At 59.9% G+C, this 25,248-nt stretch carries 30 protein-coding genes; 11 read left to right on the top strand and 19 right to left on the bottom strand.

Features of this window, described 5'->3' with window-relative positions:
* Positions 1-86 precede the first annotated feature (86 nt).
* The 5 genes from dsbG to ACIGDJ_RS08385 form a co-directional block, all read right to left on the bottom strand.
* The gene (gene dsbG, locus ACIGDJ_RS08405; protein ID WP_101155609.1) at positions 87-857 is read right to left on the bottom strand and encodes a thiol:disulfide interchange protein DsbG; all 771 of its coding nucleotides are present in this window, start codon (positions 855-857) and stop codon (positions 87-89) included.
* Complete coding sequence (locus tag ACIGDJ_RS08400; RefSeq protein WP_101155610.1) at positions 833-1,714, bottom strand: TlpA disulfide reductase family protein; 882 nt, start codon at positions 1,712-1,714, stop codon at positions 833-835. Before ACIGDJ_RS08400 ends, dsbG begins: the two co-directional genes overlap by 25 nt.
* Positions 1,714-3,447: a protein-disulfide reductase DsbD gene (gene dsbD, locus ACIGDJ_RS08395; protein WP_397479276.1), complete on the bottom strand. Its 1,734-nt coding sequence runs from the start codon at positions 3,445-3,447 to the stop codon at positions 1,714-1,716. Before dsbD ends, ACIGDJ_RS08400 begins: the two co-directional genes overlap by 1 nt.
* Before the next feature lie 97 nt (positions 3,448-3,544).
* Positions 3,545-4,237, bottom strand: a complete 693-nt coding sequence (locus ACIGDJ_RS08390) for a hypothetical protein (protein WP_397479275.1) — start codon at positions 4,235-4,237, stop codon at positions 3,545-3,547.
* Between the two features lie 13 nt (positions 4,238-4,250).
* Entirely contained in the window at positions 4,251-4,436 is a 186-nt protein-coding gene (locus tag ACIGDJ_RS08385; protein ID WP_313000024.1) for a hypothetical protein, read from the bottom strand.
* Between the two features lie 54 nt (positions 4,437-4,490).
* Here ACIGDJ_RS08385 and ACIGDJ_RS08380 point away from each other — a divergent pair, with 54 nt between their 5' ends.
* From ACIGDJ_RS08380 to ACIGDJ_RS08360, 5 genes are all read left to right on the top strand, one after another.
* A complete protein-coding gene (locus ACIGDJ_RS08380; RefSeq protein ID WP_101155615.1) occupies positions 4,491-5,171 on the top strand; it encodes a response regulator in 681 nt (226 codons plus the stop codon).
* On the top strand, positions 5,171-6,493 hold the full coding sequence (locus tag ACIGDJ_RS08375; RefSeq protein WP_397479274.1) for an ATP-binding protein: 1,323 nt from the start codon (positions 5,171-5,173) through the stop codon (positions 6,491-6,493). Before ACIGDJ_RS08380 ends, ACIGDJ_RS08375 begins: the two co-directional genes overlap by 1 nt.
* 203 nt (positions 6,494-6,696) lie before the next feature.
* On the top strand, positions 6,697-7,218 hold the full coding sequence (locus ACIGDJ_RS08370) for a GNAT family N-acetyltransferase (RefSeq protein WP_101155619.1): 522 nt from the start codon (positions 6,697-6,699) through the stop codon (positions 7,216-7,218).
* A gap of 106 nt (positions 7,219-7,324) precedes the next feature.
* Entirely contained in the window at positions 7,325-8,737 is a 1,413-nt protein-coding gene (locus ACIGDJ_RS08365) for an aspartate aminotransferase family protein (RefSeq protein WP_313000030.1), read from the top strand.
* A gap of 83 nt (positions 8,738-8,820) precedes the next feature.
* Positions 8,821-9,045, top strand: a complete 225-nt coding sequence (locus ACIGDJ_RS08360) for an MbtH family protein (RefSeq protein ID WP_041478467.1) — start codon at positions 8,821-8,823, stop codon at positions 9,043-9,045.
* 127 nt (positions 9,046-9,172) lie between these two features.
* On the opposite strand, the gene ACIGDJ_RS08355 is transcribed toward ACIGDJ_RS08360, so the two are convergent.
* The 10 genes from ACIGDJ_RS08355 to soxR form a co-directional block, all read right to left on the bottom strand.
* Complete coding sequence (locus ACIGDJ_RS08355; RefSeq protein WP_313000034.1) at positions 9,173-10,078, bottom strand: metal ABC transporter solute-binding protein, Zn/Mn family; 906 nt, start codon at positions 10,076-10,078, stop codon at positions 9,173-9,175.
* Positions 10,079-10,978 (bottom strand): metal ABC transporter permease, encoded by a 900-nt coding sequence (locus ACIGDJ_RS08350; RefSeq protein WP_007917717.1) that lies wholly within the window; start codon positions 10,976-10,978, stop codon positions 10,079-10,081.
* Positions 10,978-11,829, bottom strand: a complete 852-nt coding sequence (locus ACIGDJ_RS08345) for a metal ABC transporter ATP-binding protein (protein WP_101155625.1) — start codon at positions 11,827-11,829, stop codon at positions 10,978-10,980. Before ACIGDJ_RS08345 ends, ACIGDJ_RS08350 begins: the two co-directional genes overlap by 1 nt.
* Positions 11,826-12,755, bottom strand: coding sequence for a metal ABC transporter substrate-binding protein (locus ACIGDJ_RS08340; RefSeq protein WP_101155627.1), 930 nt, complete (start codon positions 12,753-12,755; stop codon positions 11,826-11,828). The genes ACIGDJ_RS08345 and ACIGDJ_RS08340 overlap by 4 nt, the downstream gene beginning before the upstream one ends.
* Positions 12,756-12,790: 35 nt before the next feature.
* Positions 12,791-13,366, bottom strand: a complete 576-nt coding sequence (locus tag ACIGDJ_RS08335) for a DUF6162 family protein (protein WP_397479273.1) — start codon at positions 13,364-13,366, stop codon at positions 12,791-12,793.
* Complete coding sequence (locus tag ACIGDJ_RS08330; protein WP_101155631.1) at positions 13,363-13,701, bottom strand: hypothetical protein; 339 nt, start codon at positions 13,699-13,701, stop codon at positions 13,363-13,365. The genes ACIGDJ_RS08335 and ACIGDJ_RS08330 overlap by 4 nt, the downstream gene beginning before the upstream one ends.
* On the bottom strand, positions 13,698-14,240 hold the full coding sequence (locus ACIGDJ_RS08325; RefSeq protein ID WP_041478472.1) for a hypothetical protein: 543 nt from the start codon (positions 14,238-14,240) through the stop codon (positions 13,698-13,700). The genes ACIGDJ_RS08330 and ACIGDJ_RS08325 overlap by 4 nt, the downstream gene beginning before the upstream one ends.
* Positions 14,237-15,436: a PepSY-associated TM helix domain-containing protein gene (locus ACIGDJ_RS08320; protein WP_397479272.1), complete on the bottom strand. Its 1,200-nt coding sequence runs from the start codon at positions 15,434-15,436 to the stop codon at positions 14,237-14,239. Before ACIGDJ_RS08320 ends, ACIGDJ_RS08325 begins: the two co-directional genes overlap by 4 nt.
* A 213-nt stretch (positions 15,437-15,649) precedes the next feature.
* On the bottom strand, positions 15,650-16,108 hold the full coding sequence (locus ACIGDJ_RS08315) for a VOC family protein (RefSeq protein WP_397479271.1): 459 nt from the start codon (positions 16,106-16,108) through the stop codon (positions 15,650-15,652).
* Between the two features lie 111 nt (positions 16,109-16,219).
* On the bottom strand, positions 16,220-16,672 hold the full coding sequence (soxR, locus tag ACIGDJ_RS08310) for a redox-sensitive transcriptional activator SoxR (RefSeq protein WP_313000048.1): 453 nt from the start codon (positions 16,670-16,672) through the stop codon (positions 16,220-16,222).
* A gap of 93 nt (positions 16,673-16,765) precedes the next feature.
* Here soxR and ACIGDJ_RS08305 point away from each other — a divergent pair, with 93 nt between their 5' ends.
* The 5 genes from ACIGDJ_RS08305 to ACIGDJ_RS08285 all read left to right on the top strand — a co-directional run bounded on the left by ACIGDJ_RS08305 (position 16,766) and on the right by ACIGDJ_RS08285 (position 21,462).
* Entirely contained in the window at positions 16,766-17,119 is a 354-nt protein-coding gene (locus ACIGDJ_RS08305) for an antibiotic biosynthesis monooxygenase (protein WP_101155639.1), read from the top strand.
* A 111-nt stretch (positions 17,120-17,230) separates the two neighbouring features.
* A complete protein-coding gene (locus ACIGDJ_RS08300; RefSeq protein ID WP_101155641.1) occupies positions 17,231-17,500 on the top strand; it encodes a hypothetical protein in 270 nt (89 codons plus the stop codon).
* Positions 17,501-17,601: 101 nt separating this feature from the next.
* Positions 17,602-18,216 carry a LysE family translocator gene (locus tag ACIGDJ_RS08295; protein ID WP_101155643.1) on the top strand — a complete coding sequence of 205 codons (615 nt, stop codon included), beginning with the start codon at positions 17,602-17,604 and terminating at the stop codon, positions 18,214-18,216.
* A gap of 205 nt (positions 18,217-18,421) precedes the next feature.
* The gene (locus ACIGDJ_RS08290) at positions 18,422-19,588 is read left to right on the top strand and encodes a cysteine desulfurase family protein (RefSeq protein WP_101155645.1); all 1,167 of its coding nucleotides are present in this window, start codon (positions 18,422-18,424) and stop codon (positions 19,586-19,588) included.
* A 65-nt stretch (positions 19,589-19,653) separates the two neighbouring features.
* On the top strand, positions 19,654-21,462 hold the full coding sequence (locus tag ACIGDJ_RS08285; protein ID WP_313000055.1) for an aminopeptidase P family protein: 1,809 nt from the start codon (positions 19,654-19,656) through the stop codon (positions 21,460-21,462).
* 44 nt (positions 21,463-21,506) lie between these two features.
* Here the strand turns inward: ACIGDJ_RS08285 and ACIGDJ_RS08280 are convergent, their stop codons facing one another.
* Both ACIGDJ_RS08280 and ACIGDJ_RS08275 read right to left on the bottom strand, forming a co-directional pair.
* The gene (locus ACIGDJ_RS08280) at positions 21,507-22,103 is read right to left on the bottom strand and encodes a 2-hydroxychromene-2-carboxylate isomerase (RefSeq protein ID WP_101155649.1); all 597 of its coding nucleotides are present in this window, start codon (positions 22,101-22,103) and stop codon (positions 21,507-21,509) included.
* Between the two features lie 40 nt (positions 22,104-22,143).
* On the bottom strand, positions 22,144-22,872 hold the full coding sequence (locus tag ACIGDJ_RS08275) for an SDR family oxidoreductase (protein WP_101155651.1): 729 nt from the start codon (positions 22,870-22,872) through the stop codon (positions 22,144-22,146).
* Between the two features lie 91 nt (positions 22,873-22,963).
* Here ACIGDJ_RS08275 and ACIGDJ_RS08270 point away from each other — a divergent pair, with 91 nt between their 5' ends.
* Complete coding sequence (locus ACIGDJ_RS08270) at positions 22,964-23,533, top strand: TetR/AcrR family transcriptional regulator (RefSeq protein ID WP_397479270.1); 570 nt, start codon at positions 22,964-22,966, stop codon at positions 23,531-23,533.
* On the opposite strand, the gene ACIGDJ_RS08265 is transcribed toward ACIGDJ_RS08270, so the two are convergent.
* Both ACIGDJ_RS08265 and rhtA read right to left on the bottom strand, forming a co-directional pair.
* Positions 23,534-23,815, bottom strand: coding sequence for a hypothetical protein (locus tag ACIGDJ_RS08265; RefSeq protein ID WP_041478482.1), 282 nt, complete (start codon positions 23,813-23,815; stop codon positions 23,534-23,536).
* A gap of 168 nt (positions 23,816-23,983) precedes the next feature.
* Positions 23,984-24,871 carry a threonine/homoserine exporter RhtA gene (rhtA, locus tag ACIGDJ_RS08260; RefSeq protein WP_101155655.1) on the bottom strand — a complete coding sequence of 296 codons (888 nt, stop codon included), beginning with the start codon at positions 24,869-24,871 and terminating at the stop codon, positions 23,984-23,986.
* Positions 24,872-25,248 lie beyond the last annotated feature (377 nt).

Here is a 25,248-nt window from a genome sequence, read left to right as displayed (position 1 = left end):
TGTTCACATATTTCGTGCTCATCACAACACTTTGTGGGAGCGGGCTTGCCCGCGATGAGGCAGGGTCAGGCGATAAAGAATCGGCTTTATTTCGGCCCGAGAATCTTCACCAGCTTGTCCGGCGAAGGCGCGCCTTGCTGTTGTTGCAATTCGCCTTTGTCGTCCAGGTAGAAAATGGCCGGGGTGGCCTGCAGTTCCAGGTCTTCCATCAACTGCATGTTGGCCGCGAGTTTGGTTTGCACGGCGACCGGAATGTCTTTCAGAGCCTTGAGCGCGCTGCCCTTGCCGGCCTTTTCGTGATCCTCCAGCGCTTTGGCCGGATCTTTTGCCGCCAGCAGCGCGGCTGATTTGCCCGGGCTGTCTTCGCGGATGATGCCGACCATGATGTGGCGCAACTGCACCTTGCCGGCCTTGACCCATGGCCGCGCCTGTTCCCAGAACATGTTGCAATACGGGCAGTTCGGGTCGCTGAACAGGTACACCGTGCGCGGCGCATCCTTGTTGCCATCCTGAATCCAGTTGCTCGCCTCGAACTTGGCCCAGACTTCCTTGGACATCGGCGCATAGACCAGTTTCTGCAACGGCTCGCTACTCAGATCCTTGCCGTCGGCGTCGTACAGATTACCAACCACGACGTGCTTGCCGTCCGGAGTCAGGTAGAGCGCCATGCCGCGATTCTGGTATTGCGCAGCGTACCCGCGCAGGCCGTCGGGGGCGTCGAACTGGCCGACAATTTTTGCGCCTTTTGCTTCGATTTTTTTGATCGCCGCAGGCAGTTCTTCAGCAGCCTGCACTGACGGCAAGTGCAGCAGGGCAGTGCCCAGGGTCAGCGTCAGCAGGTGGCGGAGGCGGGGCATGGCAGTTTCCTTGCAGAGTTGGCCGGAGCAACGGCCTGATTCGGGCTAGAAGGTGAAGTGTCGAACGTTTCCAGCGCGCGCGCGAGGCTGGCATTCGACAGTTCACCGAGGTGACTGGTCAGCAAACGACCGTCCGGGCTATAGAACAGCGTAGTCGGTAACGCCATGGAACCCACGGCCTGACCGAGACGGCCGCTGCGGTCGAACAGCACGTTGTTCAGGCTCAGGCCCTGGGTTTCCAGGAACGTTGCCACGCTTTGCATGCTTTCGGCCTGATTGACGAACAAGAACGTCAGATCCGGACGCTGTTGTTGGGCGTTTTCCAGTACCGGCATTTCTCGCCGGCATGGCGGACACCAGGTCGCCCACAGGTTGATCACCAGCGGGCCGCCCTGATAGTCACGGAGCTTGATCCTTTCCCCGGCGGCGTTACGCAGGGAGATATCCGGCAGCCGCGTGCCTTGTTCATAAATATTCAGCGACAGCGTGGCGAGCAACCAGAACATCACGCCGCTGACCACACCGAAGCCCAACGGGCGACGCAGACCGGGGCGCCGCCAGCCGCGATACAACGCCGCCAGCAGCAGAACGATCACCCCGGGCCAGGCGAGAAAACCACCGTCGCGCAGATCGATGATCTGCCACGGGTCGTTGCGATAATGCGACCAGTACAGCGCGACAAACGCAATGCGCGCCGCGAGCATGCCCAGCAAGAAGAGGCTGAACAGCGCCGACTCGGGGTTATCGCCGCCGCGCTTGGCCACTCGCCAACCGACAAACGTCGCCAGCGCCAGAGCACTGATCAGCAGCAAGTGGTTAAGCGCGATGGCGAAGGTGCCGAGGGTGAGCGTCAGCATCAGTTGGCGTCTCGGGTAGTGGACCAGCGTTGCAGGAAGGTGTCGGCATCGACCTCGCCGGTGATGCGCTGGCTGCGGCGTTCTGCGCCGTCAGCGCCGATCCAGATGAACGTCGGCGGCCCCGGCACTTTATAACGACCGAGCAGCTCGCGACTGGCGGCGTTGTCGGCGGTCACATCCAGGCGCAGCAGGCGTACGTTGCTCAGCGCCTGCATGACCTTGGCCTCGCCGAACACCTTCTTTTCCATCACTTTGCACGACACACACCAGTCGGCGTAGTAATCGAGCAACACCCATTGGCCCTGAGCCCTGGCGGCGTCGAGTTCGCGTTGCAGCGTGGCTGGTTCATTGACCGTGGTGAAAGCGTCGTGACCACTTGGCGCTGCACCGGCAACACGGCCGGCGCTGTAAACCTGCAACGGCTGATACGGATCATCGCTGCCGCCAGCCGCACCGATCACTAGCAAGCTGCCCCACAAACCGAGCAAGAGGGACAGGGCGCCAAACATCTGCGCGACGCGGCCAAAACCTTCGGACTGTTTCCAGGCGCTGTAAGCCGCAATCAGCAGCAGCGCGCCACACAGGCCGAGCCACAACGACGGGGCCAGCACCGGACGCAGCATCAGCAATGCGGTTGCGAGAAAGAGGAAGCCGAATACACCTTTGAGCAGATTCATCCAGGCGCCGGGTTTCGGCAGGAAACGGTTGCCGACGGTGACCAGCAGTAACAGCGGCACACCGATGCCGATGCCCAGTGCAAACAGGATCAAACCGCCGTGCAAGGCGTTACCGCTTTGCGCGATGTACAACAGCGCACCGGCCAGTGGCGCGGTCATGCACGGCCCGACCAACAGACCGGACAATGCGCCCAGCACACCGGCGCCGATCAGGCTGCCGCCGCTGCGGCTGCGCGAAGCATGTTCAAGTCGATCACGCAGGGCCACCGGCAGTTGCAGCTCGAAGAAGCCGAACATCGGCAGTGCGAGCACCACGAAAATGGCGGCAAATGTGCCGAGTAACCACGGATTCTGCAACCACGCCTGCAGGTTCGCGCCGAGCAGCGCAGCAATCACGCCCATCGCCGCATACACCAGCGCCATGCAGATCACATAGCTGCTGGCCAAGGCAAAGCCGCGCCTTGGTGTGGCGCCACTGCCGACAATCATCCCGGCCAGAATCGGCAGCATCGGCAGCGAACATGGCGTGAATGCCAGCAGCAGGCCGAGTCCGAAAAACACCAACAGGCTCCAGCCCAGCGCCCGTTGTTGCAGGCTGCTGGCCAAGGCCTGGTCCGGCGCTTCAGCGCCTGTTGCTGCTGCGGCTTTGCCGCCCAGATCGATCACTCGGGTTTGCGGTGGATAGCACAGACCGGCATCGGCGCAGCCCTGATAACTGACTTTGATCTGCCCCTTTGCCGCCGCCGGGATTTTTACTTCCAGGCCTTGGCGGTAGACCGGCTGTTCGCCAAAGAACTCATCGCTGTGAGATTCGCCTTCAGGCAGTACCGGCTGCTGATCAGCGGCCAGCCCGTCGAACTTCAAGCGTTTCTGATACAGGTAGTAGCCGTCACTGATCTGCCAGAACAACTGGGTTTCTCCCGAGTCCAGACGCTCGGAGGTGAGTACGAATGCCTGGTCGACGGGTAAAAAGTCCGGCTTGGATTCGAACGGATTGTTTGCGGCCTGAGCCAGACCGGAAATGAGTAAAGCAAACAGAAGAAAAAAATGACGCATGGAGGAGCCTTGTCCCTGTGCAAGTGGGGTACAGGATGGGCGGCGGCGATTAACCGATAATTAACCCTATCCTACTAGCCCCACCAGGATCGGCCAATCAGTCGCGCAGCAGGCCGGGCCAATTATCCTCATTGATTGTTCTGGGGCCGGAAACCAGTCGGTCGGATTGAATGTTGTAGGTCAAATATTGATTGTTGGTGAGGAAGATGTACCAGTAGCTGTCCGCGAATGTCCGGTCATTCTGTGCTGCTGTGATGATTCGGTCTTCATAGGGTTTCAGCGCGCCCAGTTGATATTCGCCAAACCGGTTGCGGGTAAGGGTTCTGGCTCTGTAGTTGAACGATAGATAGTGTCCGTCATCAAGAATAAAGCGGAACAGGAAAGGGTGGCCGGTAAGTTGAAACCAAGTGCCGGCGATGATCCTGTCAAAATACGGAAGGATCGGTTTCCAGACAGAGTCGGTAACCTTGTAGAACGCAGCAACCTTATCGTTATCCTGGTCATATTTGCACACCATCGGGGTTGTGCCCTGATAGAAGAACAACCAGGCGATGTCCTCGTCACTTGCGGTATTCCAGCCGAACGAAGTGGTAGTCAAGCCGAAGCGCAGGTCTTTTGTATAGGGGTCGAAAGTGTCCCAACTACCTGCGGTGGAGGCTGGGTAATTGGCTGATACGCTATTGTTTCCCAGATCAAAGCGCGAATAAGTGTCGGTATTCTTGAAGAAGAAATAAATCCGATCGGGGCCGGAGCGCCAGTCTATGGCGACGAAGTTGTTCAGGTTGCTCACGTTTTAAGTCCATTTAAATGCGGATTGAAAGTTGCAGGCCGAAGCTAAATGAAGTCATCTTTTCGATAAAGTCCGCAATTGTTTCCGGATGGGTAACCCGAACCACAAGAGTTTTGGCCCTCTGCCTCGCATCCGCCACCGATACGCGATAATTCGCTATGTTCGCCTGCAGCTTTGCGAACTCGATATGTACCGCCATAATTGCGCCTTAATCCTCGGCTGTTTCACTCGCGTTTTTGTCCACGGAGCCCCCATGCACGTACTGGTTTGCGAAGACGATGAGCTGATCGCCAGTGGCATCGTCGCCGGGCTCACGGCGCAGGGCCTGACCGTCGAGCACGTCAACACGGCATCAAAGGCGCGGGCGATGCTCAAGGTCGCCGAGTTCGACGTGATGGTGCTCGATCTCGGTCTGCCTGACGAAGACGGCCTCAAGCTGCTGCAGCAACTGCGCAATCACGGTCTGGAAATTCCGGTGTTGATTCTCACTGCTCGCGATTCAGTGACTGATCGTGTCGACGGTTTGCAGGCTGGCGCAGACGACTACCTGCTCAAGCCTTTTGACCTGCGCGAACTGTTTGCTCGCCTGCAAACCTTGTTGCGTCGAGTCGCCGGACGCAGCGTCAATCTGATCGAACATGGCCCGCTCACCTACGACCCAAGCAGCCGGGAAACCCGACTGGCCGGGCAACCGGTGGACTTGTCGCGGCGTGAGCAGTCACTCTTGCAGGCGTTGCTGCACAATCGTGGCCGGGTGCTGTCCACCGAGCAGTTGAAGGACAGCGTCTACGGCTTTAACGATGAGTTGGAAAGCAACGCGCTGAACGTGCATATCCACCATCTGCGCAGCAAGCTCGGCAAGGGCATCGTCGAAACCGTGCGCGGTCTGGGCTATCGGCTCGGGCCCGCCGACGGCGCAGAGCAAGGCAAGTGATGAGTCTGCGCCTGCGGCTGAGCCTGACGCTCGGCGCCGCGTTCGCGCTGATCTGGGCGTTGGCGGCGGCCTGGATGCTCAGCGATTTGCGCAATCAGATGATGTTCTCTCTCGACCAGCGTCTGGTTGCCTCGGCGCGCATGGTCGCCGGGCTGCTCGAGCAATTGCCGACGCTGCCGAGCAAGGGCGAGGGCACGCACTTCAGTGCCGAACAGCTGAATATTCCCGGCGGTATGGCCTGTCAGGTCAGTTCGTTGCGCGGGGAAATCCTTGCCCGTAGCCACAACAATCCCGAACAAACGCTGGAAGCGGAAAAAATTGGCTTCCACGATCAGATGATCGACGGTGCGCCGTGGCGTAGTTTCACTCTGGCTCGCGGCGATGTGCGCATCACTACGGCAGATCGGCAGATCGAGCGTGAAGCCTTGAACATGTCGATTCTGCTCGCCGCTTCGGTACCAGTCGGCGTGGCCTTGCTCGGCTGTTTGTGCCTGCTGTGGCTGGGCATCGGTCAGGGCCTTGCACCACTGAATCGCCTGCGCGAAGCACTGATGCGGCGCAATGCCGATTCTCTTGAACCGTTGCAGTTGCAGGCATTTCCCAGCGAGTTGAAGCCGTTGCTGGAAACCCAGAACCAGTTGTTCCAGCGCATCGGCAAGACCATCGAGCGTGAACGTCGCCTGACCGGTGACGCCGCGCACGAATTGCGCAGTCCGCTGACGGCCATCAAGACCCACCTGCAAGTCGCACGCATGACCGATGGCAATGCCCGCGATCAGTCGCTGGCGCGCGCCGAGGAGGGCGCCGATCGCCTGCACCGCACCCTTGAACAGTTACTGTTGCTGGCGCGGGTCGAAGGCAGTCTGTCGTTCGATGACGGCTCGCAGTGCAGCGCCGAGCAGGTGGCCAGACTGGCGATTCAGGACGCCACGGGCGGTGAACGGCTGCGGATCAAACTGCATGTGCCGGATGACCTGCCTGCCGCTCCGGTGCAAATGCCTGCGGTGCTGGCAATTGCTGCGCTGCGCAACCTGCTCGATAACGCCTTGCGCCATACGCCTGAAGATTGTGCGGTCGAGGTCAATCTTGAAAGCATTGGCGCTCGCGTGCGTTTTGTCGTGCGCGATCATGGCCCGGGCATTGCGCCGGATGACATACAGCATCTGACTCAGCGGTTCTGGCGCAACGGTCAGAGCACCGGCTGCGGGCTGGGTCTGGCGATTGTCCAGGCGATTGTCCAGCGCTGTGATTGTGCCCTGCATTTCGACAGCCGCGCGGATGGCTTGCGGGTCGAACTGACCTTGCCGTTGCAACCTCTCTGACCGCACCGCCCTGCGCAGGAGCTGCCGAAGGCTGCGATCTTTTGATTTTGCTTCAAGATCAAGATCAAAAAATCGCAGCCTTCGGCAGCTCCTACAGGATTGCTGTTCCGGCACATCAAATGTAACTTCTCGGCGTTCGCTATCCGCCAGGGTCGGGGCTAAGGTCAACCCAGCTTTGACTCAATGGATTGAGGGAACTGCGCATGGAAGCACCCGTCTGCATACGTCCGGCCACACTGGCCGACGCCGGCATTATCAACCGCATCGTCGAACGCTCGATCCGCGTCGGATGTGCACTCGATCACCGCAATGATTCGTCGATCGTCAGCGACTGGGTCAATCAGTCCACCATCGATGTCATCAGTGGCCGGCTCGCCGCTCCACACATTTGTCTCTGCGTCGCTTTGCTTGAAGACAAACCTGTGGGTGTCGGCATGGCCGAGGCAAGTGGCGATATCTTGCTGTGTCACGTCCAGCCGGAGTCCTTCCGCCGAGGCGTCGGCCGGGCGCTGATGCAGAATCTTGAGGGCTGGTTGCGGATTCGCGGGGTGCAGCATGTGCACCTCAACAGCACCCGCACCGCTGCGGCGTTCTATCGGCATCTGGGGTATCAACAAGCAGCGCCACCCGTCACCTCCTGCGGCTTGCAGACCTTGCTGCTGCACAAGCCGTTGCCAGCCCCCACCGGACAACTCGATCAAGGGTGTAAATCCTTTCCTCGCTGAAGCGTTTCCAGAACAGGAAAACCTGCAAGTGCGCCCCGCGACCGGAACGCGCACCTGTCGGTGTGCTGTTCTGGTCATTATCCATAGCGAATTGAGGGGTCGAGAGATGTCAGTCGCCACCAGCCTTATCGAAGCGTCGTCGGCCCGGGTCGCCTCGGCGCCGGCGGAAACGTTATATGAATTCAACGAATCACCCCTGCTGACGCGTCAGAGCCGGCAGGAGTCCAATGCGCGCAGCTATCCGCGCCGTATCCCGCTGGCGCTCAAACGTGCCAAGGGCTTGTATGTCGAGGACGTTGAGGGGCGTACGTTCATCGATTGCCTGGCTGGGGCCGGCACGCTGGCGCTGGGGCATAACCATCCGGTCGTGATCGAAGCGATCCAGCAGGTTCTCGCGGACGAGTTGCCGCTGCACACCCTCGACCTGACCACGCCGGTCAAAGATCGATTCGTCCAGGACCTGTTCGGCCTGCTGCCGACGGAACTGGCGGCGCAGGCGAAAATTCAGTTTTGCGGCCCGACCGGTACCGACGCGGTGGAGGCAGCGCTGAAACTGGTGCGCACTGCCACTGGCCGCAGCACCGTGCTGTCCTTTTCCGGTGGCTATCACGGCATGAGCCAAGGTGCGTTGAGCCTGATGGGCAGCCTGGGGCCGAAAAAACCGCTGGGTGCCTTGCTCAGCAGTGGCGTGCAGTTCATGCCGTTTCCCTACGATTACCGTTGCCCGTTTGGCCTCGGTGGCGCGGCTGGAGTCAAAGCCAACCTGAGTTATCTGGAAAACCTGCTCAACGACCCCGAGGCGGGCGTGCAATTGCCGGCGGCGGTAATTGTCGAGGCGGTGCAGGGCGAGGGCGGGGTGATACCGGCGGATGTCGAGTGGTTGCGCGGCTTGCGCCGGATCACCGAAAAGGCTGGTGTAGCGCTGATCGTCGATGAGATTCAAAGCGGATTCGCCCGTACCGGAAAGATGTTTGCCTTTGAACATGCGGGCATCGTTCCGGATGTGGTGGTGCTCTCCAAGGCCATCGGCGGCAGTCTGCCGCTGGCGGTGGTGGTTTACCGCGACTGGCTCGACACCTGGCAACCGGGCGCCCATGCCGGCACGTTCCGTGGCAATCAAATGGCCATGGCCGCCGGTTCAGCGGTGATGCGCTATCTCGTGGAGCACAAGGTTTGCGAGCACGCCGCCGCCATGGGTGATCGACTCAGTGAACATCTGCAAATCCTGCAACGCGACTTCCCGCAACTGGGCGATATCCGTGGGCGCGGCTTGATGCTTGGCGTCGAACTGGTTGACCCGAATGGTGCGCCTGATGCGCTTGGTCATCCGCCGGCCTTTGGGCGTCTGGCGCCACTGGTGCAGCGTGAATGCCTCAAGCGTGGCCTGATTCTGGAGCTGGGCGGCCGCCATGGCGCCGTTGTGCGCTTCCTGCCGCCGCTGGTGATTACCGCAGCGGAAATCGACCGGGTGGCCGAGATCTTCGGTCGCGCATTGGCCGCTGCCACCGCCGCGCTGTAAATTTCTTCACGCGGCGAACGTTCTTTCTACATACCCCGGCTGCATCCGTTGTGCAGCCGACCTTACAACGATGGAGAACCAGCATGACGTCAGTATTCGACCGCGAGGACATCCTCTTTCAGGTCGTGGTCAACCACGAAGAGCAATACTCGATCTGGCCCGATTACAAAGCCGTACCAGAAGGCTGGCGCACCGTGGGCAAGAGCGGCTTGAAGAAGGAATGCCTGGCCTACATCGAAGAAGTCTGGACCGACATGCGCCCGTTGAGCCTGCGCCAGAAGATGGATGCGCAAGTCGCGGCGCAATAAGCGACCGCGCAAAAAACCCGCTGAACCAGTGATGGTCAGCGGGTTTTTTCATGTCCTGGATTTTTATTTTCTGCAAACCCTCATCGTTGGCTTGCCTGCGATGAACGATGACTCGGCATCAGCCTGACTACGCTCCGCTCAACCCCTTGAGCAACAGATCCACATTAGCCTCCAGCTCCGCCAGCGGATCCCCCGCATCGGTACTCAACACCACCAGTCGGCTACCGGATTCAGCAATCGCCGCTTTCACTGGCTCCGCTGGCTGACGATGGTGCAGCACTACCGCCACATCGTTGTCCTTGAGCGTCGCTGTCAGCTTTTTCAAATCTTCCGACGTCCACTCGGCATCGGGCCGCGCGTCCTGTCCGGCCAGTTCAAGATTAAGGCTGCCAATCAGATAGCCGAAGTGATCGCTCAGACTCAACACACTCAGATTGTCCGCCTCGGCCAGACGCGCTTCGGTGTCGGCGCTGAGTTTCAGCAAACGCTGTTTCAGCGCCGCCAGGTTGGCCTCGATCGCAGGCTTGGCGCTTGGTGCCAGGCGCACCAGATCGGCGGCCATCACGTCAGCCATGCGCCCCATGTTGTTACTCGCCAGCCATGGCTGGCTGTTCAAGCCATCCACCTGCAGGCCCGGTTGCACGGCGATACCGGGCAGGGCGCCGTCGACCGGACGGGCAGCGTCGACTTCGACGATACGAATATTGCTGCGCCGCGCGAAAGGGTACAGCGGGTCATCCGCCCACAGCGATCGCAGACCGATCACCGCGTCCGCGTCAGTGGCCAGTTTGCTCAGCGCCGGCGCCCCACGGCCGCTGAAATACGCGGTCTGGCGGCTGCCGGGCAGGTTGGCCGGGGCTGCGCGTTCAAGGTCAACATCGGTGCCCTTGAGCAGCGCTTCGCCCAATCCATAAGTGATCGGCAACGAGGCCAGCACGCGCAAGGGTTTCGCACTTTCAGCAGCCAGAGACGGAGTGCAGACCACGCCACACAGGGCCATGGCCAGAGTCAGGTTACGCAGTGAAAAAGCCATTTATCCAAGGTTCCCTTTCAGGCTGGGGACGACGCCGCGCGCAATGGCGGCGAGGGCAAAAGCGATGCCGGCGACGAGAATGATCGCGGCGCCGGACGGAATCGGCAGGTCGAACACGATTGGTGCAAGAATCCCGCATAGCGTGCTCACGGTGGCAATCAGCACCGAACACCAGAAAAATCCTTTGAGTGACTGACTGAGCAAACGCGCCGCCGCCGCCGGGATCACCAGCAAGGCACCGACCAGAATCGCGCCGATCACCTTGACCGCCGCGACAGTGATCAGCGTCACCAGAATCACGAACAGGTAATCCAGCGTCTTGACCGCTACGCCACGCACCGCCGCCAGTTGCGGGTTGAAACTGGCGAGCATGATGCGGTTGTACAGCGGCAGGGCGAGGGCCATGACCAGTGAACCGACGATGGCCAGGACCGCCAGATCATTGCCGTTGACGGTCAGCACCGAACCGAACAGCACGTTTTCCAGAATGTGCACATTGATCTTGCCGGCGAGAATCAGCAGCAAGCTCGCGCCCAAGGCGAGCGATACCGAGAGAAACACGCCGATCAGCGTATCCGGTGCCAGCCCGGTGCGGTTGCGCAGGTAATTGAGCAGGATGCCGAACAGCAGGCAGTAACCGAACAGACTGCCGTATGGGCCGGTATAGGGTTCGCCGAGCAGAATACCGATGGCCACACCGGTCAACGCGGCATGGCCGACCGCTTCGGAAAAGAACGCAAAGCGCTTGACCACCACCAGCGTGCCGAGCCCGCCCAGCACCGGGCCGATCAGCAGGCCGGCAAGCAGGGCATTGACGACAAAGCCGTAGGCCAGCGCTTCGGGCAGATAACCGGAAGATGCCCAGCCCTGGACCATCAGACGAAAGGCTTCGTAGCTCATCAGACAGCGCTCCGTGGATGGGTGGAAAACAGTGTCAGCAGACGTTCCGGCGTCAGCGCCTGTTGCGGTGTGGCATCGAACAGCACGCGGCGGTTGAGACCGGTAACCCGATCGGCCAGCCGACCCACCGCTTCCAGATCATGCTCGATCCACAGCACGGTGATGCCCGCTGCGCGCCAGTCAGTCAGCAGGCGTTCGAACACCTGAATCCCTGCCTCATCGAGGGCTGACATAGGTTCGTCGAGCACCAGCAATTGCGGCGCCGGAATCAGGCCCTGCGCGAGCAGGACCCGCTGGCGCTCACCGCCGGACAGCGCGCCCATGCGCCGCTTGCGCTTGTCCTGCATGCCGACGCGCTCCAGCGCCTCGCCGATGGCGCCGGCGTAGTGTTTGCTCAAACCGAGAAAGGCCGGGCGGCGCTGGCACATGGCGGCCATGAAATCGTCGACGGTCATCGGCAGGCCGCGATCGAACTCCAGCGCCTGCGGGACGTAACCGGTGGTGCCGGGCTCGCCAGGCCAGCGCAGGCTGAGCTGGCCCTGATGCGGCATCTGCCCGAGCAGGGTTTTGATCAGCGAGCTCTTGCCACCGCCGTTGGGGCCGACCAGCGCATGCACGCTGCCGGGCTGCACCTGGAAGCTGACATTGTCGAGAATCGTCGTGCGCCCCAAGGTCAGGCTGATAGCCGCAAACTCCAGCGCCGGCCCGTTTTTCCCCTGTGGGGGCGAGCTTGCTTGCGAATGCGGTGTGTCATTCAGCGAAGATGTTGGCTGATCCGGTACCTTCGCGAGCAAGCTCGCTCCCACAGGGTTCTCTGCGTGATCGGCGGGGAGGGTTTGTTTCGACGTCATGCCCCGGACTCCTGAATCGCCCGAACCACGGTGTTGAGGTTGCCGGTCATTTCCTTTTCGTACTTGTCGGCGGTGTATTCGCCATAGGAAATGTGCGACAGCGGATAGAGCTTCACCCCGGATTCGCGCTGGATGGTGTCGACATAGCTGGAAGGGAAATCCATCTCGGAGAAGATCACTTTCACGTCGAGTTCACGCAACTGATCGATGGTTTTCTTCAACTGACTAGGGCTTGGTTCGATGCCGTGAGCAGGCTCGACCACAGCTGTCACTTCCAGGCCGAATTCGCGCAACAGATAGTCGTAAGCCGCATGCACCGTGGCCACGCGCAGTTCGGCGTTCGGTGCCTGGGTCAGTTTGGCCAGAGCATCGGCGCGCATCTGCCGCAGGCGTTTGCCATAGGCGCGGGCGTTCTGGGTGTAGGTCTTGGCGTTGTCCGGGTCGAGTTTGCCCAACTCGCGGGCGATGTTGTTGACCTGGGCGATGGAGGCGCTGATCGACAGGAACGTGTGCGGGTTGACCACTTTGCCAGCGCCGCGCGCAGCGACACCGGTGGCTGCGAGCAATGGCACGTTTTCGTTGGCTTCGATGGTTTTGACATTGGGTGTTTCGCTGGCGGCGATCATTCGGTCGGCGAAGTCGTCATGGCCGACGCCGTTGAGCACGATCACGTCCAGTCCGCTGATGCGCTTGATGTCTTCGGCGCGCGGCTCGTAGGCGTGCGGGTTGAAGCCGGCAGGAATCAGTGGCACCACTTCGGCCTTGTCGCCGACGATATTGGCTACATAGCTGTAATACGGATGCAGGGTGATGCCGATACGCAGGCGTTTGCCTGGCTCGGCACCGGCCAGCGGGCTCAGCAGGCAGGCGCACAGGCCAAGCAGAAACAGGCGTAACAATGGACGGCGAGGCGATGAAATGGACATGGGCAAGCAGTCTTCTCTCGGATAAAGGCGAGGAATCAATGGCGATGTTCGCGGGTAACCCCGGCATCGAATTGCGCGACGATCTGTTTCCAGCCAGCGGCAGACAGCGCGGCGTCGGACAGATCCACCGCCGGCGGGGGATCGGCGCTGCGGTTCAGCCAGATGTCCGGCGCCGCGTTGGCGTCGGCACCGACACGCATCAGAAACGAGCCGGCGACATCAGGCGTCGCGCTACGGCCGAAATAGGCGTTGTCGGCGAGCATCTGCCATGCGTGACCACCACGGCTGACCGAACTGGCGTCCTGCGCGAACGGCGCGAAACCTTCTTCGGCCAGCACCTGTGGCGTCGGCAGGGCTTGTTGCTCTTCGCGCAGCAGACGGATTTCGTCGAGGGTCACCCGCAGGTCGGCATAGATGCCTTGCTCGGCGGCGCTGAGGTCGCGGCGGGCGTCGTACTGGTTGCTGGCCACCGGCTCCGGTTCATGGGAAACCCCGCGCCACGCCACCACCGAGCCGGCGACCGCGAGGATCACCAGGCACAACAGCAGCACATTGAGGGTTTCATGACCGGCGCCGGCCGGGCGTACCACTTGAGTTGTCGGGGTACTCATGGGGCTTCGATATCCGCCTGGTCGATTTCCACTACGTGGCCTGGGCCGGCGTCGAACAGCACATAGAATTCACTGCCGGGCTTTTTAAAGGTCAGCGTCGAGTCGTCGCCCAGTTTGCCCGGCACGAGAATGGTTTCGTCGTAGCCGATCACATCGAGGGTCACGCCCGGCGCGCCGCTGCCGTCGGAAAAACCGCCGGTGCATTTGATCTGTTCGGCATCGATGGCTTTGCATTCGCACATCGGGTTGTGCGCCAGGGCGCTGGCACTGAAACCGGCGCTCAGCAGCAGCGCAGCGCTGGCGAGCAAACGGGTATGAAGGGGTGAGCGAGTCATGGTTTGGCTCCTTGTTTGTTCAGCCACGCAACCGTGGCGGGGGAGGCTTGGCTCAGGGGAATCGCGGCCTGGTGCATGCTGCCGTCCCAGCCTTCCATGGTGATCCACAGCTCGGCGTCAGGTTTGGTCTTCGCCGGGATCGGCATTTGCGTGCCCATGCGATAAGGCGTACCGAAGAAGATCGTGCCAGCGGCGCGCAGACTGCGCGGCTTGCCGATGCGCAGGTAAGTGGCCTTGACCTGTTCGACACAGCTGTCACAGACAGCGGCAGTGAAGTCCTTCATGTAACCGGCCGGTCCGCTCAAGTGCGGCGCCTCTTCGCGTAACTCCGCCAGACGCAGGCTCCACGGACCGACCTGAACGGTGCCTATTTCCCGTTGACCCAAGCCACTGTCGCCGCGAAACAGCGAAGCATCGGCAAAGTATTTCGGCATGAAGCCCAGCGGAATCAGCAACAGCAGAACATTGATGTGGAAGCGCCACTTGTGCCAGAAACGCGACAGGCGCGACGGCGGTGTGACCGAAATGGCTTTGTTCACAGGCTGGCCTCCGAAGGTTCACGGCGCAGCGCCGGTTGCGCGGTGACGCGGTTTTTCTTGTCCTCGCGTTTCAGCGCATTGGCGGTGGCCAGTGCGGTGCGCTTGGTCCAGATGAGCAGGCCGCTGAGGATCATCATGCTCAGCAACAGACCGAAGAAGAACCAGATCAACTTGATCCAGATCCCACCGAAGTCGCCGGTGTGCAGCGGGCGCATGGATTCGGTGACGAATTCCAGCGAGGACCGATCGGACAGCAACCGTGAGGAGGCCATTTCGCCGTTGTACGGGTTGAGAGTCGCGGTCTGGTACATCAGCGGATACCAGCCACGGCCGCTGACGCTCATGTGCGAGTAGGCGTTGCCCGGCAGGTTGACGTAGCTGGCTTCCAGCCCGGGAATCTTCTGCTGGGCGATTTCGATGGCGCGGTCCAGGCTGATGCGCGGCGGCGGGGTGCCAGCGGCCGAAATCGGCACGCTTTCGCGGGACATCGCCGGAATGATCGGCTCGCTGGAAATGGAAATCTGGTTATCGAAAAGGAAAGCCTTGATCAGGAACCAGATGCCGGTGATGGAAATTACCGCGATGAACCAGATCGACCAGATGCCGCACAGACGATGGAAGTCGCCCCAGAAGATCCGCGCGCCATGGCGCACGCGCAGGGTCGGGCGCAGAAAACCTTTCCAGAAGCGTTTGTAGACCACCAGCCCGGTAATCAGCGAGACCAGCATCGGCACGCCGAGCAACGACACCAGATACCAGCCCCAACTGTAGCCATTGGTGAACGGTACCAGCCACCAGCCATGCAGGGCGCGGGTAAAGGCCTTGAAATCGAAGGCCGGCGCGGCGCCCTGGATGACCCCGGTGTACGGATTGACGTAGACCGTCAATGAGCGACCGTCGGGGTAGCTGACTTCGACGTCGAGGGCGAAGTGCGACTCGTCCGGGCGGTTGATGCTCTGCACCAGGGTTTGCGGTTCGGCCTGTTTGATCGCCGCGAGGATCTGGTCGTAGCTCAGTCGCGGCGCATCGTCCGACGGCTGACTGGCGCGCATTTGCGGGTTGGCCAGCCAGACAATTTCCTGGCTGACCACCGCCAGCGTGCCGGTGACGCAGACGATCAACACAAAGCACCAGATCGGCAACGCCAGCCAGCTATGCACCAGGAACCACAGTTTGGAACGGGATTTCTTCGACATGATTGCGCGTCTTGATTGCGGTGGAAGGGGCCGGGCTACGGGCTTCGCAGCACGGAACTCCCCGGGAGGCCGTTCGTGGCTTTTGCCTACGCGAACGGCCTGCATTCCTATAAGACGGATGAGCGAAGAAAATCCCGAAAGCGGATATGAAAGCAAATGTTTCGCAATTACATCGGCGAGGTGTTTTTGCCAGCCGATCCAGGGCACAAGTGCTCAGCTTTGGCTGAACATTTCCATGGCGCGTTGGCGAATCTGCTCTTCGCTCAGATCCTCCTTGTGCGTGGCGAGAAACCACAGATGCCCGAACGGGTCTCTCAGTGTCCCGCTGCGGTCACCGTAAAACTGGTCTTTGACCTCCGATACGCTTTGCGCCCCGGCATCCAGCGCCTGTTGGAATGACTGGTCGACATCGGTGACATACAGGTGCAAGCCGATCGACACCGCCTGCTCAGGATTGCTCAGCGGACCTTGATCGCAAGGCGTGCCGAGCATGATCGCGCTGTCACCAATGCGCAGCTCGGCATGGCCGATATTGCCGTCGGGCATGGTCAGGCGCATGACTTCGCTGGCATTGAAGGCTTTCCTGTAGAACTCAATGGCCTCGGCGGCCTGTTGGATGCCCAGGTACGGGGTAATGCTGTGATACCCCTCAGGAATGGGTTTGACGCTCATGACGTTCTCCCTGTTTTTGTTTTCAACAGATGTGGTTGCTCCGGATCTGCCCGGAGCAATCACTATAGAACCGTCCCTGCAGCGCAGATTTTCCGCCGACGAGCAGCGTTATCACTCCTCGCCAAAGTGCGGGCCTGGCCCTTGGTCACCGAGCGCGTCGCCTTTATTGCGCAATGGACACGCCTCCATCGACAGGCAACCGCAGCCGATGCACCCGGTGAGCTGATCGCGCATTAGCGTCAGTTGCCTGATTCGTTCGTCGAGCTCGCGCTGCCATTGTTCAGACAACATCTTCCAGTCGGCGGCCGTTGGCGCTCGATCCTGCGGCAGGATCTTCAGCGCTTCGCCGATTTCCGCCAGCGGTATCCCCAGCCGTTGCGCGACTTTGATCAACGCCACCCGGCGCAGCACGGCACGCGGATAACGGCGCTGGTTGCCAGCGTTGCGTTCACTCTTGATCAAACCCTTGGCTTCATAAAAGTGCAGCGCCGTGACCGCGACGCCGCTGCGCGCCGCAACGTCCCCAACAGTGAGAGGCTTGTGCACCTGGTCTTTGCTGATCATGCTGAAAATGCTCTTGACCTTGACTTAACTGGAGGTTTTACCCTGCAGCTCTTCGGGTCGCAAGGCTCGCTTCAAGATGAGTGGGGGTTTTCCATGAGCAATCGCAGCTTTACCCAATTGATCGAATTCGAAATCGAACCCCGTCAGCAAGCGGCGCTGATCTCGGCATTGGCGACGCAGACCGAGCGTCTGGCGCAGCGTTACGACGGATTTCTCAGCGCCAGCGTGCAGGCCAGCGACGACGGCCGTCGCGTGTTGAGCTTTTTGCAATGGCAAAGCCGCGAAGCGGGAGAGGCGGCGTTTCACACTTTCGAAAGCGGTGAGCAGGATTTCTGGCAACTGATCCGCACCCATCGGGCGAAAACAGTGACCTTCAATTCGTTCCAGGTGCACAGCAGCATTGCCCGCAGCCACGACGATGCGCTGCATTGCCGTTTGCCGGGTTAGCCGTTGTTAGCGCAAACCTGATAGCCACTATTGAGAGCGTTGATTTCTGCGCGAGCGTGCCCGGGCGTAGCCTTTCTCCATCGACCCCACATTGCTCGCCAGGACGCTCCCATGAACCGTTTTCTGACTGTTTCGCTGATGCTCGCTGTTTCCGTTCTTGCTGGCTGTGCCAGCCATGTTTCGCCAGAGCTGCGCCCTTACACCGCTGAAGAATCCCGCGAACTGGCGCTGGAAGCGCTGAACCGCAGCGGTTTGTCGTTCGACGAATACCATGCGAAGAAAGCCCAGTTGCTCGGCCAGCCGCAGAAGACGTTCGGCTTCGACCAACAAGGCGAGATGAGTGCCGAACGTGCCATACAGCTGCACGGTCGTCCAAGCTGACAGCAAACTGTACTGCTTGAAGTTTTTCCTAACTGTCCGTGGGTTTGCCGGGCGGCGTGGGATAGGGTCAACACCTGAATGACCCTGGATGGACTGCCTCGATGAATCTCTCGCTTGATCTGCTGTTGGGCTTTGCCCTGTTTGCCCTTGTCACCTCGATCACACCGGGGCCGAACAACACCATGTTGCTGGCGTCCGGGGTCAATTTCGGTTTCAACCGCACCATTCCACACATGCTCGGCATCAGCTGCGGCTTCTTTCTGCTGGTGGTGGCGGTGGGCTTTGGTCTTGGCGCGGTGTTTCAGGCCTATCCGATTCTTTACACGGTGCTGCGTTATGTCGGCGCGGCGTATTTGTTGTACCTGGCGTGGAAGATCGCTCATTGCGGCCCGGTCGGCGACAGTGCCATCGGCGAGGCTAAACCGATCAGCTATCTGGGCGCCGCAGCGTTCCAGTGGGTCAATCCCAAGGCGTGGATCATGGCCATCGGTGCCATCAGCACGTATACGCCGATGCAGGGTTACTTTTACAACGTTGTGATCATCGCGGCGGTATTCGCCATCATCAACCTCCCAAGTGTTGGCCTGTGGGCGGCATGCGGCACGCTGTTGCGCAATGTGCTCAAAGAGCCGCGCTGGTTGCGCGTGTTCAATTGGGGGATGGCGGCGTTGCTGGTGATCTCGCTGTATCCGTTACTGCTCGAAAGCTTTCACTGACGCATTGCTTCAATCGCCGGCCCGATGCCTGTTAAGCTCGGTTTCAGGAGCGTTCCTACGCACTTTTAAATGAAGCCCTACTTCTTTAACGGCATCCGATCAGGTATTGATGACGCTCTCGAACCCATGCACAGCTCACGAGGCTATGCATGGTCATTTGCAGACACGAGCCTCCTGATCCCGGAACACGCTCTGCGAGTCCTTTATGAACACACGTCCGTTGTATTTCGATTACGCCGCCACCACCCCGGTGGACGAGCGGGTCATCCAGGTGATGATCGAATGTCTGGGTTTTCACGGTAACTTCGGTAACCCGGCGTCCAGTTCCCACGCTTTCGGCCAGCAGGCCCGGCAGACGGTCGAGCAGGCACGTCGGCAAGTCGCCGATCTGGTCGGCGCGCAACCTGAGCAGATCGTCTGGACCTCCGGTGCGACCGAGTCCAACAACCTCGCGCTCAAAGGCGTTGCCCAGGCCCGTGGCATCTCGGGCGGCCATATCATTACCAGCCAGATCGAACACAAGGCCATCCTCGATACTGCCCGGCAATTGCAGGATTCAGGCATTGCCGTGACTTATCTGGTGCCGGACGCCGAAGGCTTGATCACCCCGCAAGCGGTCAGCGAAGCGATGCGTGACGACACCTTTCTGGTGTCGCTGATGCTCGTCAATAACGAGCTGGGTACGCTCAACGATGTCGAGGCGATTGGCGAAGTGGTGCGCAGTCGGCGGGCGTTGTTTCATGTCGATGCCGCGCAGGGCGCTGGCAAGGTCGCAATCGATCTGAGCCGCTGGCCGGTGGATCTGATGTCGTTTTCCGCACATAAACTCTACGGCCCCAAGGGCATCGGCGCCTTGTATGTCGGCCCGCACGCGCAGCAACGCTTGCATGCGCAGATCCACGGCGGCGGTCACGAAGGTGGCCTGCGCTCCGGAACCCTGGCGACTCATCAGATTGCGGGGATGGGCGCTGCTTTCGCTTTGGCCGTCGACGCATTCGATGAAGAGAAAAAGTCCATCATCGCTTTGCGCGAACGCTTGCTTGAACAGCTTTTGAAGTTGCCCGGCGTGCGCCTCAACGGCAGTGCCTCGCAACGTATTCCGCACACCCTGAGCCTGACCTTCAGCGAAGGCGATTTCAACAGCGCCGCGTTGAGCCATTCGATCGCATTTTCTGCGACTTCCGCGTGTAATTCCGCGAGCAATGCGCCGTCCCACGTGCTGTTGGCGTTGGGGCACGATGCGCGACTGGCAGGGCGCACCATTCGCTTGAGCCTCGGGCGGTTTACCACCGTCGAGGACGTCGAAAGGGCCGTCGAAATGATTACTACCGCCTGCGCCAGTGCCCCGGCATTCTGGGCGACAGGGCTTTAAACAGACGCTTTCCATGGCCGAGAAGGCTGCGAACAATAATGATGACGCGATTAGCAGGAGACATGATGAGTTCCCACACCTTGACCGAAGGATCGGTGCCTCAGCGCTTGGCGCATACCCGTGAGCTGATGCGCCGCGAAGGCATCCATGCGCTGCTGGTGCCGTCCGCCGACCCGCATCTGTCGGAATACCTGCCGGGTTACTGGCAGGGCCGGCAATGGCTGTCGGGTTTCCACGGTTCGGTCGGTACGCTGATCGTCACTGCTGATTTCGCTGGGGTCTGGGCCGACAGCCGTTACTGGGAGCAGGCGACCAAGGAACTGGCCGGCAGCGGCATCGAACTGGTCAAGCTGCAACCGGGGCAGCCGAGCCCGCTCGACTGGCTAGCCGAGCAAACCCCCGAGGGCGGTGTGGTGGCGGTCGATGGCGCGGTAATGGCTGTGGCTTCAGCGCGCACGCTGAGCAGCAAACTCGAAGCACGCGGCGCTCGCCTTCGCACCGATATCGATTTGTTGCAGGAAATCTGGCGTGATCGTCCAAGCCTGCCTAACGCGCCGATCTATCAGCATCTGCCGCCGCAAGCGACCGTCAGCCGTGGCGAGAAGCTCGCTAAATTGCGCCAGACCTTGCAAGAGCGTGGCGCCGACTGGCATTTCATCGCCACCCTGGATGACATCGCCTGGCTGTTCAACCTGCGCGGCGGTGATGTTTCGTTCAATCCGGTGTTCGTATCGTTTGCCCTGATCAATCAACAGCAGGCGACGCTGTTCGTGGCGCTGAGCAAGGTCGATGCCGATCTGCGCGCCGTGCTTGAACAGGATGGCGTGACCCTGCGGGACTACAGCGAAGTAGCCGATGCGTTGCGTGCTGTACCAAGTGGCGCGAGCCTGCTGGTCGATCCGGCGCGAGTGACTACAGGTTTGCTGGATAATCTGGACAGTGGCGTAAAACTGGTCGAAGGCTTGAACCCGACCACGTTGGCCAAATCGCAGAAAAGCGAGGCCGACGCCCAGCACATCCGTAAAGCGATGGAGCAGGATGGCGCGGCGTTGTGCGAGTTTTTCGCCTGGCTGGAATCGGCATGGGGGCGCGAGCGCATCACCGAACTGACCATCGACGAGAAACTCACCGCTGCCCGTGAGCGTCGTCCCGATTACGTTTCGCTGAGCTTCAACACCATCGCCGCGTTCAACGCCAACGGTGCGATGCCGCACTATCACGCTACCGAAGAAGAGCATGCGCTGATCGAGGGTGATGGTCTGTTGCTCATCGATTCCGGTGGTCAATACCTCGGCGGGACCACAGACATCACGCGCATGGTCCCGGTGGGGACGCCGACGCAAGAGCAAAAGCAGGATTGCACGCGCGTGTTGAAAGGCGTGATTGCCTTGTCGAGGGCACGATTCCCCAAAGGCATTCTGTCACCGCTGCTCGACGCCATCGCCCGCGCGCCGATCTGGGCTGACAACGTCGACTACGGGCACGGCACTGGTCATGGCGTGGGTTATTTCCTCAACGTGCATGAGGGGCCGCAGGTGATTGCCTATCAGGCTGCACCAGCGCCGCAAACGGCTATGCAGCCGGGGATGATCACTTCGATCGAACCCGGCACTTATCGTCCAGGCCGCTGGGGTGTGCGCATCGAGAACCTGGCGATGAACCGCGAGGCCGGCAGCAGCGAATTCGGCGAGTTCCTCGAGTTTGAAACCCTGACGCTGTGCCCGATCGATACCCGTTGTCTGATTGCAGAGCTTTTGACGCAAGAAGAGAAGCAGTGGCTGAACGACTATCACCGCGAAGTGCATGAGCGTCTGAGCCCATTGCTTGAGGGGGCGGCGCTGAGCTGGCTGAACGAGCGCACTGCGGCCATTTGATCGACTTGCCCAAGGCACTGCTCACAGTGCCTTGGGGCTTGGCTTCAATCCTGGCGCAATGCCTCTTCTACGAAGTCGAGTCGATCCTGACCGAAGAACAACTGATCGCCAATGAACATGCTGGGGGCACCGAAAACGCCGCGCTTGATGGCTGTCTCGGTGTTTTCCTTGAGGGCGGCTTTGACTGACTCATCGTTGGTCAGCGCCATTATCTCTCGGGGATCGAAGCCGTTTTCAGTCAGCACCCCGGCGATGGTTTGCGGGTCGTTGAGGTTACGGCCGTCCACCCAAAGCGCCCTGAACAGGCAGTCGACGAACTCCCCGAAACGCTGCGGCTGGTACAACTGCATGCCAGTGACGGCACGCATCAACATCAGCGTGTTGATCGGAAAGTGCGGATTGAATCTGAGCTGGACGCCGTAGCGCCTGGCGAAGCGATCGAGGTCCTGGAACATGTAGCGACCCTTGGCCGGAATGACTGCTGGCGAAGCGTTGCCGGTGGCTTTGAACACACCACCCAACAACATCGGGATGTAGACCAATTCACTCTGGGTTTCGGCGCAGATTTTCGGTAGCTGGGTGTGCGCCAGATAGGTAGTGGGGCTGCCGAGGTCGAAAAAGAACTCCACGGTTTTCGTCATGATCAAGTTGCTCTTATTGTTGTAATCAGGAGGGGAGGGCTTACCAGCGTTCATTCCATGGGCGCAGGTCCAGTTCGAAGGTCCACGCATCCCGTGGCTGACTGTGCAGATACCAGTAATTTTCAGCGATGTGCTCTGGATTGAGAATGCCGTCCTGGTCCCTGGTTGCGTATTTTTCGGGAAAGCTGTTGCGAATGAAATCGGTGTCGATCGCACCATCAACCACAACATGGGCAACGTGGATGTTCATCGGCCCCAGTTCCCTGGCCATGCTTTGCGCCAGTGCGCGGATGCCATGTTTGGCTCCGGCAAAAGCGGCGAATCCTGCAGCACCGCGCAGTCCGGCAGTGGCTCCGGTAAACAGAATCGTGCCGCGCTGACGGGTCACCATACGCTTGGCCACTTCACGGGCGTTAAGGAAACCTGAGAAGCAGGCCATTTCCCAAATCTTGAAATATTTGCGCGCGGTTTCTTCGAGAATACTGCACGGCACGTTGGCGCCGATGTTGAAGACAAAGGCCTCGATAGGACCAACGCGGGCCTCGATGTCTTCGATGAGAGCGATGACGTCTTCTTCCTTGCGCGCATCGCAGGCAAAACCATGAGCCTCACCGCCCTCAGCGATGATTGCGTCAACCAATGGCTGCAGTTTGTCGGCGCTGCGCCGGGTCACGCAGGCAATGAATCCTTCACTGGCAAAACGCTTGGCAATCGCCCCGCCCGTGGCGTCGCCTGCCCCAACAACCAGCACGACCTTCTTGTTATTCATGGGTGAATCCCTTTGGGTTAACGATCGTTTAGTTAACGAACGTTATGCTAGGATTCGGACAGCGTCAAGGCGATCTATTTCGGGAGAGGGCATGCGTTATTCAGCTGGACACAAATCGGAAACCCGCGAAAGGCTGCTGCAAAGCAGCGCGCTGTCGGCAAAGAAATCGGGGTTTTCCACGGTGGGCGTGGATGGCCTGATGAAAGCCATCGGTTTGAGTGGGGCCGCGTTCTACAGCCACTTTTCCTCCAAGGATGCCTTGTTCGCTGCCATCGTCGAGCGAGAGCTGAGTGAGAGTCTTGAGCGCCTTGGTGGGCAGGGCGGTGCAGATCGGCAGCGGCTGGAGCGTTGTCTGAAGCAGTACCTGAGCATGGCCCACGTCGAGCAACCTGAGGTCGGTTGCGCGCTGCCGTCATTGGGCGCGGAGATTGCCCGTGCCGATGTGCAGGTGCGTGAGCAGGCTGAAGAATGGATTTGCCGCCTTCAGCAGGGCTGGGCTGAGATACTGGAAAGCGAGAGTCTGGCCTGGTCGGTGCTGTCGCAATGCGTGGGTGCATTGGTGGTCGCGCGAATGCTGGCAACACCGGACGTGCAGCGTACGGTGTTGCGCTCGAGCCATGAGGAAATTACGCGTCAGCTCACTTCGCCACGAGCCGAGTAGTTATTTGCAGATGACGATCATGCTGCGGCTGGTATAACCGGCGGGGTTCAAGCCGAACGGATAATCGCCTGGTTCTTCCACAGCATCGCCGGATTTGGCGATCACCTTGTAACCCTTGGGAGCGCAGGAGTTGGCGGCGCTGGTGTAGCACTTGTCCCATGAGGATGAAAGTCCGGAACAATTGATATGCAGCCCTTTCTTGCCGCGCTTGACCTGCGTTTCCGAGGTCGCTGCGCAACTTGCGATCGCCAGCAAGGCGATCATTAGCAAAATTCGTTTCATTACCATCCTTAATAGCGGCCGCGAGTCTGTTGCTCGGGTCTGCCTGTATTCGCTCGCGTTTTCAGCGTTGTGCCGTCCTTTGCGAAAAAATCCATGCTTGGCGATGGGTTACGGGGATAAACATGGCCTAAATAAGCGCCAATTACCAGACCCACTTCTTATTACGCTTCAGTCGGCAGCGACAGCAGGCTTTGCACCGCTGCCCATGGTCATCGTCGCACCCACGGAAGCCAGGATAATGCACAGGATGGCCAGCCATTGTGACAGGGAAAGGTATTCCTGAAGAAAAAGCAGTCCTGATAGCGCGCCGAACGCTGGTTCGATACTCATTAAAGTGCCGAAGGTGCGTGCGGGCATTCGAGTGAGGGCCACCATTTCCAGGGTGTAGGGCAGGGCGGTAGACAGAATGGCGACTCCGATAGCGACGGGAATCAGTGATGGTGTGAGCAGCGCAGCGCCGGCATGAATGATGCCGATCGGCGCCACGAACAGCGCGGCGATCATCACGCCCAATGCTGCAGTGGTCACACCGTTGTCGGCGCCGGCCTTCTGTCCAAACAAAATGTATAGCGCCCAGCAGACTCCGGCCCCCAGCGCATAACCCGCGCCGACCAGATCGATCCCTGCAGTGGTGACGCCGGTTGGGATCAATAAAAGCAAGCCGGCTGCAGCAAGCGCGATCCAGACAAAATCGATGGCGCGGCGGGAGGCATATATAGCTACGGCCAGAGGGCCGGTGAATTCCAGCGCAACGGCGATGCCCAGTGGCACTGTCCGCAATGACATATAGAAGAGGAAATTCATCCCGCCCAAAGCCATTCCATAGACGATCACCGTACGCAGGGACTTGGCGGTCAGCTTTGCACGCCATGGGCGAAGCAACAGCAGCATGATCACACTAGCGAAGATCAGGCGAAGGGTGGTGGTCCCTTGTGCTCCGATAATCGGGAACATGCTTTTGGCCAGAGAGGCGCCTGACTGGATGGATGCCATGGCTATCATGAGCAGGCCAACCGGGAACAAACTGGAGGCAAGGGAGCGGGGTTGGTCATTCATTACAGGGCAGCATCCAAATAAAAGCAAAAGTGTTGTTATGGTAGTGGGCAATATACTGCGCACTGGAGAGAGTCGCGTCTATATATAGGAGACGTTTTTGTTGATTTGAAAGAAAAGCGAAATTAACGGTTGACGGCAGATTCCAGAGGTCTATAATTCGCCCCACTTCCGGCGCAGTCGAAACGGAAAACTCCTTGAGATTCAAAGAGTTACGCAGTTTTCGGCAGCGACTTGCTTCAGATCATCGAAGCCTGGAAGGAGTTGAAAGAGCGCTGGTGTGTAGCTCTTTTAACGGTTCGATCTTCTCGGTCGAAAGCGGAGAAAAAGAGGTGTTGACAGCAGCGATTAACGCTGTAGAATTCGCCTCCCGCTAACGA

This window comes from Pseudomonas sp. NPDC079367, from assembly GCF_044542195.1.
GTDB lineage: Bacteria > Pseudomonadota > Gammaproteobacteria > Pseudomonadales > Pseudomonadaceae > Aquipseudomonas.
Note: the sequence above shows the minus strand (reverse complement) of the source record. Positions and strands in the feature narration are given on the sequence as shown.